12 protein-coding genes are annotated in these 12,182 nt (G+C 54.3%); 4 read left to right on the forward strand and 8 right to left on the reverse strand.

Annotated features, from left to right (window positions below):
• Positions 1-59: 59 nt before the first annotated feature.
• The 4 genes from argE to P8T57_RS09775 are packed head-to-tail and all read right to left on the reverse strand — an operon-like array spanning position 60 to position 4,342.
• Positions 60-1,238: an acetylornithine deacetylase gene (gene argE / locus P8T57_RS09760; RefSeq protein ID WP_341365313.1), complete on the reverse strand. Its 1,179-nt coding sequence runs from the start codon at positions 1,236-1,238 to the stop codon at positions 60-62.
• A 29-nt stretch (positions 1,239-1,267) separates the two neighbouring features.
• Entirely contained in the window at positions 1,268-2,767 is a 1,500-nt protein-coding gene (locus P8T57_RS09765) for a tripartite tricarboxylate transporter permease (protein WP_063092093.1), read from the reverse strand.
• Between the two features lie 17 nt (positions 2,768-2,784).
• Entirely contained in the window at positions 2,785-3,315 is a 531-nt protein-coding gene (locus P8T57_RS09770; protein WP_341365314.1) for a tripartite tricarboxylate transporter TctB family protein, read from the reverse strand.
• A gap of 37 nt (positions 3,316-3,352) precedes the next feature.
• The gene (locus tag P8T57_RS09775) at positions 3,353-4,342 is read right to left on the reverse strand and encodes a tripartite tricarboxylate transporter substrate binding protein (protein WP_007088307.1); all 990 of its coding nucleotides are present in this window, start codon (positions 4,340-4,342) and stop codon (positions 3,353-3,355) included.
• A gap of 151 nt (positions 4,343-4,493) precedes the next feature.
• Between P8T57_RS09775 and P8T57_RS09780 the strand changes: the two genes are divergently transcribed.
• The gene (locus P8T57_RS09780) at positions 4,494-5,399 is read left to right on the forward strand and encodes a LysR substrate-binding domain-containing protein (protein WP_037989177.1); all 906 of its coding nucleotides are present in this window, start codon (positions 4,494-4,496) and stop codon (positions 5,397-5,399) included.
• An 8-nt stretch (positions 5,400-5,407) separates the two neighbouring features.
• Here P8T57_RS09780 and P8T57_RS09785 read toward each other — a convergent pair whose 3' ends face one another.
• Positions 5,408-6,040 carry a LysE family translocator gene (locus P8T57_RS09785; protein ID WP_341365315.1) on the reverse strand — a complete coding sequence of 211 codons (633 nt, stop codon included), beginning with the start codon at positions 6,038-6,040 and terminating at the stop codon, positions 5,408-5,410.
• A gap of 18 nt (positions 6,041-6,058) precedes the next feature.
• A complete protein-coding gene (locus P8T57_RS09790) occupies positions 6,059-6,775 on the reverse strand; it encodes a SprT family zinc-dependent metalloprotease (RefSeq protein WP_341365316.1) in 717 nt (238 codons plus the stop codon).
• 220 nt (positions 6,776-6,995) lie between these two features.
• Here P8T57_RS09790 and P8T57_RS09795 point away from each other — a divergent pair, with 220 nt between their 5' ends.
• From P8T57_RS09795 to P8T57_RS09805, 3 genes are all read left to right on the forward strand, one after another.
• Entirely contained in the window at positions 6,996-8,216 is a 1,221-nt protein-coding gene (locus P8T57_RS09795) for an argininosuccinate synthase (protein ID WP_341365317.1), read from the forward strand.
• 82 nt (positions 8,217-8,298) lie between these two features.
• A complete protein-coding gene (truA, locus tag P8T57_RS09800) occupies positions 8,299-9,045 on the forward strand; it encodes a tRNA pseudouridine(38-40) synthase TruA (protein WP_341365318.1) in 747 nt (248 codons plus the stop codon).
• A 255-nt stretch (positions 9,046-9,300) separates the two neighbouring features.
• Entirely contained in the window at positions 9,301-11,004 is a 1,704-nt protein-coding gene (locus P8T57_RS09805; protein WP_341365319.1) for a methyl-accepting chemotaxis protein, read from the forward strand.
• 30 nt (positions 11,005-11,034) lie between these two features.
• Here P8T57_RS09805 and P8T57_RS09810 read toward each other — a convergent pair whose 3' ends face one another.
• On the reverse strand, positions 11,035-11,760 hold the full coding sequence (locus P8T57_RS09810) for an LrgB family protein (protein ID WP_007088300.1): 726 nt from the start codon (positions 11,758-11,760) through the stop codon (positions 11,035-11,037).
• A complete protein-coding gene (locus P8T57_RS09815) occupies positions 11,760-12,128 on the reverse strand; it encodes a CidA/LrgA family protein (RefSeq protein ID WP_037989338.1) in 369 nt (122 codons plus the stop codon). Before P8T57_RS09815 ends, P8T57_RS09810 begins: the two co-directional genes overlap by 1 nt.
• Positions 12,129-12,182: the final 54 nt, after the last annotated feature.

The following is a 12,182-nucleotide window of genomic DNA, read 5'->3' on the forward strand; positions in this document are numbered from 1 at the left end:
CCCCTTGCATCGCAAGGACATCCGCATGCACCGTTCAGGGCGGTACATCGGCGAGAGCATCAGGCCGCTACAGCCTGATCACTGAGCTTCTCGAGGAATTCCAGACATTCCTCGATCTGCGAAATTTCGATGAATTCATTGGCCTTATGGGCCTGTTTGATACTGCCAGGACCGCAGATGATCGACGGGATATTGCCCTGCTTTTCGAAAATCCCGCCTTCGGAACCGTAAGAAACCTTGCCCGAAACTTCCGGGACGATGTTGCGAACCAGCTCGAACGCCTCTGCATCCGTGCAATCACCCATTCCGGGATAGGAAAAGATTTCTTCCCATTCAAATCCGGTTTCGGCTTCTTTGGCTTTCATTTCCGCATCGAGGGTTTCAAGGATTTTCTTTTTGATCCCATCAAGAACTGCCTTGGCGTCGTGTTCCGGCAGATGGCGAATTTCGAACGTGAATTCACAGAAATCCGGTGTGACATTGGTCGCTGTTCCGCCGCCAATGGTGGTGGTCAGCATGGTGCTATGCGGCACAGTGAAGTCATTGTCGAAGGGGCCGTTTTCTTCAAATTCACGAGCCAGATCGGAAATCATCGTAATGGCGCGTGCCGCATATTCGATGGCGTTGACGTGGCGGGGGGCAAAGGATGAATGCCCGGCTGTTCCGGTGACGGCAACCCGCATCGAAAATTTGCCCTTCTGACCATTGATGACTTTCATCTCGGTCGGTTCGCCAATCACGGCAAGGCGTGGCGGAGTTTTAAGGTTTGCCAAATGATCGACCATCGAACCCACGCCAAGGCAACCGACTTCCTCGTCATAAGACAGGCAAAGATGGAACGGGATCGCCAGATCGCGTTTGACCAGTTCCGGAACCATTGCCAGCGCACAGGCCGAAAAACCTTTCATGTCGGCAGAACCGCGACCAAACAGTTTGCCGTCGCGTTCGGTCAGTTCAAATGCCGGGCTGATCCAGCTTTTTTCAAGGGCGGGAACCACGTCTGTATGCCCCGAAAGCGCGATGCCAGGGACATCCTTCGGACCGATGGTTGCCAGAAGGTTTGCCTTCTCGCCGGTTTCGTCATGGAACAGTGTGCTTTCGATGCCATATTGCGCAAGATAGTCACGGACAAAATGGATCAGACCGAGATTCGAGTTCTTGCTGGTGGTGTCGAACGCCACAAGTTTGCCAAGCAGATCAATGGCATTATGCAGGCGGGACATGTTTGGTTTGCTCATTTTATTATCGCTTCTCGTTTCTCGGAATGTTAGGCCGACTGCGCCGTATTGCGGGACTTCTCGCGCCATTTCTGCCATTCACGGCGAATGGTCAGGGCGATGAACAGGACGGTCAGGGCAAAGAACGCCCATGAAATCCACGAATGGAAGAATACGCCCAGATCGCCGCGCGAAATTGCCAGCGACCGGCGCATATTGTCTTCGAACATCGGCCCCAGAATGAAGGCAATCAGGAACGGTGCTGCCGGAATGTTCAGGATCATCATGACGAAGCCGACAATCCCCATGACCAGAAGGACGCTGACATCAAACGGGCTGGCACCGATCGAATAGATGCCAAACACGCACAGAACCAGAATGCAGGGCAAAAGCAGCGTCTGGGGAATGCGTGAAATTTTCGCAAAGGCACCTGCCGTCAGTTTGCCGGCAACAAACAGGAACACCGAACTGAACAGGATGCCGATAAACAGCGAATAGACTTCACCGATATTGTTCTGGAACAGCAGCGGACCCGGCGTCAGGCCATGGATCATAAATGCGCCCAGCATTACACCCGTAATGACGTCACCCGGAACACCGAGTGCGAGAAGCGGGATCATGGTCGCCCCGCAGCAGCCATTGTTGGCAGACTCGGATGCCGCAACGCCTTCCAGCTCGCCTTCGCCGAATTTATCGCCGTTTTTCGATGTCCGACGGGCTTCGCTATAGGAAAAGAAAGCGGCAGTTGACGGCCCGATGCCCGGAATGGCGCCGAGTATCACACCGATAACACTGCCCCGCAGGATCGATTTCACGCTGCCGCGGAATTCGGCCATGGTCAGGCGGTTATCGCCAAGCTTCATGGCCGCATTGTTGTCCTCGGGCCGGAAGACGATCATCTTGATCAGTTCCGGCAAGGCAAACAGGCCGATCAGCACCGGTACAACACCAAGACCCGATTTCATGTCCTCGGTTACGGCAAAGCGGAACGAACCATAAATATCCTCGCCCACGGTTGCCAGAAGCAAACCGATACAGGCGGAAATGATGCCAAGAACAAGTGACCGACCTGAAATGCTGGCAACGATGGTCAGTGAAAAGGCCATCAGCATGAAATATTCCGGCGGTCCGACCCGAAGTGCAAACATCGCAAGCGGCATCGCCAGGAAGAACAGCGAGATATTCGAAATAAAGTCGCCAATGCAGCTTGAAACCAGCGCCATATTAAGCGCCTTGCCACCTTTGCCCTGCTGGGCCAGCGGATAACCATCAAGAACGGTACAGGCCGCAGACGCGGTACCCGGTGTTTTGATCAGGATCGCCGAAATCGATCCGCCATAGGTCGACCCTTTGTAAAGGGCAACCAGAAGCAGAATGCTGGTGACCGGCGGCAGATAGAAGGTAAATGGCAGGGCAAGGGTCACGGCCATCGTACCGGTCATGCCCGGTATGGCACCGATGATCACACCACCCCAAATCCCGGCCGCCATGGCAATGAAGTTGGGCAGCGTTGCGACGGCTTCAAAGGCGTAAAGCAGTTCATTCCACATGAAGGGGCGCTTTCAAATCAGATCAGGGTCACGAAATTGGCTGTGATGGCCGAAAACAGATGGCCTTCGGGGAAAGGCGTGTGGGTGACTTCGGTGAAAACAAGATAAAGCAGGATCGGAAAAACGATTGTCAGTCCGATCATCCAGATTTTGCGGCTGTAATTGCCGGTCATCAGGAAAAGATAGGCGAGAAGCAGAATGGTCGCGGGGACAAAACCGATTTCCGGCATCGCGTAGGCAAATGCGGCAAAGCCGATCAGGACTCCGGCAAAACGCACAATCAGTTTACGATTTCGGTGCATTGTTGCGCCAATTGACATGACACGGTCGTTCGCTGTCGCCCGCATCTTTGGAATGGCAAAAAGAATGGCAAGGATGCCCATAACCAGCCCGACCACGGTAATAACACGTGGCCACATATCAGGTGGCGGGGCAAATCCGGGAATGAAAGACGGAACCTTCACATAGATCGGGATCAGGACGAACAGGACAAAGGCAAAGAATGCCGTTGCGATCAGTCCGGTATAAAAATCGCGATTGGGAGTCATGGTTCCGTCTCACATTCAGAAAATTAAGGGGTGCGGATTACTGAATGTAACCGAATTTCTTGGCCATGCCGTTATAGAGCTCGTACTGGCTCTTGACGAAGGCAGCCGGGTCCTGGTCACCAACGACGGAGACAGAGCCGCGTTTCTTGGCAAGATCAAGCCACTGGTCGTTGGTTGCAACGTTCGAAAGGATGTCTTTCCATTTTGCAACAACGTCTTCCGGCAGATCTTTCGGGGCGAACAATGCGCTCCAGCCGTCAACCTGTCCGGCAAGATTGTAACCAAGTTCCTTGGCAGTTGGAACGTCAGGAAGGGCATCCATGCGTTTCGGAGCGTAAACCATCAGTGCACGCATTTTGCCAGCTTCGATGTGAGGCATCAGCGAACCGGCCGCAATAGCCAGGAAGTCGACGTGACCGCCAAGAAGAGCTGCGGCAAGGGCGCTGCCGCCTTTGTATGGCACGAGGGTGGAAGCAGACAGCGGATCCAGATCGGCATCGGCGAGAAGGGCCTGAACCGTAAAGCCGTCAATCGCGGTGGGGCCGGATGCAGCATAGGTGGTCGCGCCATTGCTTGATTTGATTTTGGCAAGCAGCTCATCAACGGTTTTGATGTCCGAGTTTGCATTGACTGCAAGGATCATCGGGGTTGATTCAAGAATGCCAAGGAAGGTGTAATCATCCCAGGCAACCGGGCTGTCGGTGTAAACGGCCGGGTAAAGCGCCATGCCAACGCGTGACAGCAGCAGGGTGTAACCATCCGGCTTCTGTTCGGTGACGTAACGGGCACCATTCATGCCACCATTGCCGGTTTTGTTCACAACCACGACCGGCTGTTCGTTGGTGTAATTGCGCGCGGTTTCAGCCAGGGCACGACCGGCAAGATCCGATGCGCCACCTGCGCCATAAGGCACGACAAGGGTGATGGCTTTTTCTGGATAGTCAGCGGCCTGTGCGGTCGAAACCAGTGTTGTGGTTGCAAGAACTGCAGCCGCAAAAGTCGCGGCCTTTTTGAGCTGTCGAAACATTTTTCATGTCTCCCTGTTTGGTGGTGGCAGGATTGCCCGAGCTCGTCGTTTTTTGTTTTGTATACATTCCATCGCAAACTATAACTCGTGACGCAAAAAATTAATTTCAGTATAACTAATTTACATACTGAAATGAGTCGCGGGCCAACCAATGAATTTGCGAGAACTTGAAAGCTTCAACGCCTTTATGACCTACGGTTCCGTCACCAAGGCGGCACAGGCCATGAATATCAGTCAGCCCATGGTCAGTCGGTTGTTAAACAGTTTTGAAAAATCTGTCGGGTTTGCGTTGTTCAACCGCAAACGAAACCAGCTTTCGCCAACGACCGAGGCATTGCAGTTTCACACAACGGTTCTGCGGTCGCTTAATTCTCTGCGTGAAATCGAAACACAGGCCCGCGCCATTGCCAACGAGCAGCTTGGCAGCATCCGGATCGCGGCCCAGCCGATCTATGTTGATACCTATCTTCTTGATGTGGTCGCAAAGTTCAAGTGTGCCCATCCCAATGTTGCCGTCAGTATTACCGATACCGGTCTTGAAGGCATGCTTGATATGGTCACGACCCGGCAATGTGATTTGGGAATCGGCATCACGCTTGATCTTCAGGATCCCAATATGGAAGTCATGCCGCTTGCGCAATGTCGCGCGGTGTGCCTGATGCCGCGCAATCACCGGCTAGCTGGATTTGAAACCATTGATATCGATCTTTTGCGCGGTGAAAGCTTTGTCGAACTTTCGATCGGATCGCCGCTTCGCACCAAGATTGATTACATTTTCCAGATCGCAGGCTGGCCGCGCAAGATCGCGGTCGAAGCCCGCACCATCCGAACCATTTCCCGACTGGTTGAACGTAATGTCGGTATCGCTGTTATTGATCCGTTCGCCACTTTGCTGGTCGACGAGGAAAAGGTTGTCGCACGCCCGCTGACCCCGGCAATTGAATGGGATGTCGCACTTTTCCGATCATCGGGGGAACTCAGCGCGGTCGAACGCAGTTTTCTAAGCTTCCTGCGTGCTGAATTGCCCGACCTGCGAAAGGCGGGATGTGTTCTGTGATGTGTGTGCTATGCCCGTTTGTCAAAAGCCAGCCGGGCGGCAAGTGCAAGAAATACGCAACCGGTGAAGATCTGGAACGCGCGTGCCAACCGGGCCGAGCGTGACAGAAACTGGCCAAGCTTTCCGGCAAAACCGCCCACCAGACAGTTGATGATCGTGCCGCCGATATTGAGGATCACACCAAGGATCAGAAACTGCGCCAGCACCGATCCGCGTCCCGGATCGACGAATTGGGGAATGAAGGCGAGAACGAACACAATGATCTTGGGATTGAGCAGATTGACGACGATCCCGTCGCCCCAGGCTTTCATCGCGGTTGCCGGTGCGGTTTTCGTTGGTTTCAGAACGTCCCCGCGATCCCGGAAGGACTGAATGGCCAGCCATACCAGATAGCCAATCCCGGCCCATCGCAGAATTTCCAGCCCAACCGGATGGGCGGCCATCACGGCAGCCAGTCCCAAGCCGGCAAGAAGAGTATGGATCATTGCCCCCGTCGCAATCCCGAAGCTGGCGGCCAAACCGGCACGCGGACCGGATTTGATCCCTTGCCCCAGACAAAACAGCATGTCGTTACCCGGCGTCATGTTCAGCGCCAGCGCCGTCGGGATGAAAATCAACAGGGTTTCAACAGGGATCAGCATATCGGGGCTCCGTTGGGATCAAGTACCAGCACCATAACGATGCAGGGCTGAACCGTTCTTCTTTAACCAGTGCTGCTGTTTCTTTGATGGGCCATAAAGATCTTCGACGACAGCCCAGAAACGCGCACTATGGTTCAGTTCCTGAAGATGGGCGACTTCGTGGGCAACCACGTAATCCAGCACATCTTCAGGGGCGAGTACGAGTCGCCAGCTAAAGGACAGATTGCCATTCGATGAACAACTGCCCCAGCGCGTTCGCGTATCTTTCAGCGAAATGCGATTGACCTTCTTGCCGATCCGTTCGGCATAGGCGTGCGCACGGGGCGCGATTTCAAGCTTTGCCTGCTTTTTCAGCCAGTCGGAAACCCGGCGATTGGTATGCTCCGGAAGTCCCGAAACCCAGATGACACCTGCTTCGGCCCAAACACCGCGCTTGGCGTCGGGCACCGTGCGGATCGCATGTTCATTACCCATGAACGGCACCCAGGCCCCCGGAACGAACTGCACACGTTCAGGCAGGCGGCTCATATGGGCGGTGACCCAGTCGCCATGCTGATACAGCATCGAGATCGCTGTTTTGCGCGATATGCCGTTCGGAACGACGATTTCAACACCGTCAAAGGCCGGATCGATCCGCAATTTGAGTCGCGTCGCACGCGCGCTTGGCCGCAACCGGACCGGCAAGGGGCCGATTTGCGGCAGATCGATTTCGGTTTCTTCGATATCTCGCAGCATTCAGGGTGAATTTTTCCAAAAGCGGGGTGGAATTTTCGTACTTTTTGCGCCTTTTTGGCCGGAAGGGCATCTTGCCCCTTGCCCGGCAGTAGTGTTTTCCTATACTCCGCGCTCAAGGTCTAGGGGACTTTTGCAATGTATGTGTTGCAACCCCGCAAGGGACGTTGGCCTGAATGTGCCGCGCCCCGGTTTACATCGGAAGAAGAAAGGCGTCACTCCAATGAGCGATCAGGTCAAAAAGGTGGTGCTTGCCTATTCAGGCGGGCTTGATACCTCCATCATCCTGAAATGGCTGCGCGAAGAATATAACTGCGAAGTCGTGACTTTCACCGCCGATCTCGGCCAGGGCGAGGAACTGGAACCCGCCCGCAAGAAAGCCGAGATGTTTGGCGTCAAACAGATTTTCATCGAAGATCTGCGCGAAGAATTCGTTCGCGACTATGTCTTCCCGATGTTCCGTGCGAACGCCCTTTATGAAGGTGTGTATCTGCTCGGTACCTCAATCGCGCGTCCGCTGATTGCCAAACGCCAGATTGAAATCGCCGAAGAAGTCGGTGCAGATGCCGTTTCCCACGGTGCCACCGGCAAGGGCAACGATCAGGTCCGTTTCGAGCTTGGTTACTATGCCCTTAAGCCGAATGTAAAAGTCATTGCGCCTTGGCGTGAATGGAAACTGAATTCGCGTACCGCCCTTCTTAACTTTGCCCGCGAACATCAGATTCCGATCTCGGCTGACAAGCTGGGCGGGGATGAGCCCCCATATTCAACCGATGCCAACCTTCTGCACATTTCCTATGAAGGCAAGGCGCTGGAAGATCCGTGGGTCAAGCCGAACGAACAGATGTTCGAACGGACCGTATCGCCGCAGAACGCACCCGATGCGATCACCACGATTGAAATCGAGTTTGAACAGGGTAACCCGGTTGCCGTGAATGGCGAACGTATGAGCCCGGCTACCCTTCTGACCAAGCTGAACGACGTTGCGGGCAAAAACGGCATCGGTCGTCTTGATCTGGTCGAAAACCGTTATGTCGGCATGAAATCGCGCGGCGTTTACGAAACCCCGGGTGGCACCATCCTGTCGGTGGCGCACCGCGCAATGGAAAGCATTACGCTTGACCGTAATGCCGGTCACCTCAAGGACGAGCTCATGCCGCGTTACGCCGAGATGATCTATAATGGCTACTGGTGGTCGCCGGAGCGTCAGGCCCTGCAGCGCCTGATCGACGAAACCCAGAAAACCGTCAACGGTGTTGTTCGTCTTGACCTGTACAAGGGCAACGTCACGGTTACCGGCCGCAGGTCGCCGAACTCGATCTACTCCGAAGAGCATGTCACCTTCGAAGCAGATACTGTTTACAACCAGCGCGACGCAGAAGGCTTCATCAAACTGAATGCTCTTCGCCTGCGTCTTGGTTTTGATCGCGACGGCGTGAAGTAAGTTTCACTGTCGTGATGCATTACGAAACGAGGGGTGATGAACACCCCTCGTTTTTGTTTTGAAGCTTGGTTATAAGCACCCGATGCAGCGCTATAAATGTACCGTCGAATATAATGGGCGTCCCTATCACGGATGGCAGTTCCAGGACGAGGTGATCTCGGTCCAGCAGGTTTTTGAAACCGCGCTGGAAAAGTTCATCGGCGAATTTGTGCGCGTATATGTATCTGGCCGAACCGATGCCGGGGTACATGCCTTTGGCCAAGTCGTGCATTTTGACCTGCCCCGCACCTATCCGGCCGATGCCGTAATGAATGCAATCAATCATCACCTCAAACCTGACCCGGTTGCCGTGATTGACTGCGTTGAAGTCGGTGAAGACTTTCACGCCCGGTTTTCATCCAAGAAACGGTACTACATGTATCGCATCGTCAATCGGCGGGCGCCCCTAACCGTTGATGCCGGTCTTGCATGGGGCATTTTCAAGCCGCTTGATATTGATGCGATGAACGAAGCTGCGGCCTATCTTATCGGCACGCATGACTTCACAACCTTCCGCGCAAGCGAATGCCAGGCCAAAAGCCCGATCAAAACACTGGAAAAGCTTGTCGTGACGCGCAGCGAGCATGATCCGCTTGATATTCGTGTGCATACCGAAAGCCGGTCATTCCTGCATCATCAGGTCCGTAATATGGTCGGTACTCTTGTTCTGGTCGGCAAGGGCAACTGGAAGCCGATTGACGTCAAAACAGCACTGGAAGCTTGCGATCGTAAGGCAGGCGGCCCGACTGCTCCGGCTGACGGGCTTTATTTCGTCAAGGTCGATTACTGAACATTACGGATCTGCCGAAATTTGGCTTTCTGGTCGTTTTGATCATTTTTTGCACAAATGTTCAGTTGTTTTGATATTCTGTTATTGAACTGACAGTTAAAGAACACCAGATTCCAATAAGATAAATGCGATTTTTAAATCGCTATGTTGTTCAGGTCTGATCCATCCTGACTATCGGTCAGGATTATGGGTTGTGGGAGTTTTTTGCGTTGGTGTCTTGGGGGCCAGTGCAATGGGGTCAGGGGACGATCGATCATGTCCAGAAGTATTGTTTTCAAGGTTGCGTTGGCCGCTTTGATCATTTTGATCAGCGGTATTTTCCTGCTTGGTGTTGTGATCATGCAGCGCATTGATCAGCAGGTCAGTGATACCAGTCTGCAATCGCAAAAGCTCAACCTGCGTGTTGCCGCTCTTTTGTTGCAGAATGCCTATCCGGATTTGAAAGTTACCATTGGTGCAGACGGTGAAACGACCAAACTGGTTATGCCGGAAATTCCCGATCTTTCATCGCATAGCCTGATCGACCGTATCGGAACCGCCACAGGCCAGACGGCAACCGTGTTTTCCTGGGTGCCTGCCGAAAAGGACTTCATCCGCGTTTCGACCAATATCATCAAGCCGGATGGCCAGCGGGCCGTTGGTACGATGCTGGGGAATGGCAGTGCTGCCTATGGCCCTACCATCTCGGGAAAAACATTCCGTGGCGAGGCGGTCATTCTTGGCACCGCCTATATCACCCAATATACGCCGATCTTTAATCCGGGCGGTGATGTGATCGGCATTCTTTATGTCGGTATTGCCAAGGCCGAAGTTGCCGAAGTTGCAACTGCTATCGAGCTTCGTATCGCGATTGCAGGTATTGTCGTTGCCCTGATCGCCGGGGTGTTGCTGGTGGTTCTGTTGCGCTGGCAGCTTGGTCCGCTTCACGTTCTGGGCAATACCATTGTCCGGTTTGTCGACCGCGATTTTTCCGGCGATGTTGCCTATACGATGCGCAAGGATGAAATCGGCGTGATCGCCGATGGTCTTGTCCGCTGGAAAGAAACAGCAGGCCAGATCAAGGAAGCCGAAGAAGCACGCATCACAGCCGAAAAACGTAACGAGGATGAACGCGTTCAGCAACGCAACCGTCTTGCGAAGCAACTTGAGGAATCGGTCGGTCAGATCGTTTCGTCGGTGCGTCAGGCGACCGAGGGCATGATGCGCTCGACCCGTCAGATGCGGGATTCTGCCGATCATTCTGTCCGTCAAAGCAGCCATGTCAGCGAAGCCGCCAATGAGTCGGCCCGCAGTGTCCAGACGGTTGCCGCCGCGACCGAGGAACTTTCGGCATCAATTACAGGCATCGGAAGCCAGGTTGACGAATCGACATCAATTGCGGAGACCGCCGTTACTGAAGCATCGCGGGCCAACGAAATGGTTAGCGGCCTCGCCGAAGCTGCCGAGCGGATTGGCGAAGTCGTCAGTCTGATTAACGATATCGCGGCACAGACCAACCTTCTGGCACTAAACGCCACCATCGAGGCCGCCCGCGCTGGCGAGGCGGGCAAAGGCTTTGCTGTTGTTGCGCAGGAAGTCAAAAACCTTGCCAACCAGACGGCAAAGGCAACCGATGAAATTGCCCAGCAGATTGGCGCGATCCAAAGTGAAACCAAACTGACGGTCGAGGCCATTGAAAAAGTGACCCAGACCATCGCGACCATCAACGATATCACCAATGGCATTTCGTCGTCAGTGTCCGAACAGAATGCTGCTGTTGGTGAAATTGCCAATAGCGCCTCGACCGCATCGCGTGGTTCAAGCGAGGTCGTCAGCAATATCGAGGAAATCCATCAGGCCGCCAGCAGCAGCGGTGCTGCCGCAAACGAGCTTGATACAAATGTCGGTGCGTTGTCAGGACAGATCGAAACCCTGCACAGAACCGTATCCGACTTCCTCAAACAGCTGCGTGCCGGCTAATCTGCCTTTGGGCTTCGGGTGAGTTTCGGCTCACCCGAAGAACCAATGCCACAGAAACGGCAGGGTGAGCGCGGTGGCCAGCGTATTTAACCCCATTGCAAGACCCGAAAACGCCCCGGCCGTTTCATTGACCTGAAACGCCCGTGCTGTTCCGATCCCGTGTGCGGCAACCCCCATGGCAAATCCGCGCGCCCGCCAGTCTTTCAATCGTGCCAAGTTCATCACCATCGGACCGAGCGTTGCGCCGACAATGCCGGTTGCGATTACGCAAACCGCAGTCAGGGCCGGGACACCGCCAATTTCATCGGCAATACCCATAGCAACAGGTGTCGTAACTGATTTCGGTGCCAGTGACGCCAGTGTTTCCGGGCTGGCCCCAAGGGCCCAGGCCAGCACAACCGTGCTGACACTCGCAACCAGCGATCCGAACAGCACACCGAAAATAATCACCGGCAATGCCCTTTTCAGTGTCTCCATCTGGCGAAATAGCGGCACGGCAAGGGCGACCGTTGCCGGGCCCAAAAGAAAGTGCACAAACTGCGCCCCTTCGAAATAGGTGGCATAAGGCGTACCCGTGCTTTCCAGCAGAAGCGCAATCAACGCAATGGCGATCACCACCGGATTGCAAACCGGATTGCGGTTGGTTTTCTGATACAGCCAGAACCCGATGGAATAGGCGACAAGCGTAATGGTAAGGCCGGTCAACGGCTTGGTCGAAAGATAAACCCAAAGCTGTGTGATATCTGTCTCGCCCATTATTTTGCCTCCCCATCGCTAACGGATGCCTTCGGTTTGGGAAGAAGTTTCGACATCAGAAGGGCGGTCAGAACCATCGCAAGCAGGGTGGAAAAAATCAGGGCGGCGGTAATTGGCAACCAGTCCCCGCGCAGCCGGTCAAGCTGTGTCACGACACCGACACCGGCCGGAACGAACAGCAGCGAAAAATGGATCAGAAGGTTATCGGCTGCATCTGTCAAAACCTTGGGCGGGTGGCGTTTGACAATCAGCCCGATAAACAAAAGCCCAAGCCCGATCACCGGGCCGGGGACCGGCAGGTCAAACAGTTCCGATATTACCTCGCCAAACAGCTGGCAGACGAGGATCAGGGCAAACGCAGCAATCATCAGCAACCTCCCGACATCTATGTCTTTGGATTAGACATAATGACTTTGCGTCCG

The sequence above is a fragment of the Thalassospira sp. SN3W genome (genome assembly GCF_038070535.1).
Classification (GTDB): domain Bacteria; phylum Pseudomonadota; class Alphaproteobacteria; order Rhodospirillales; family Thalassospiraceae; genus Thalassospira; species Thalassospira xiamenensis.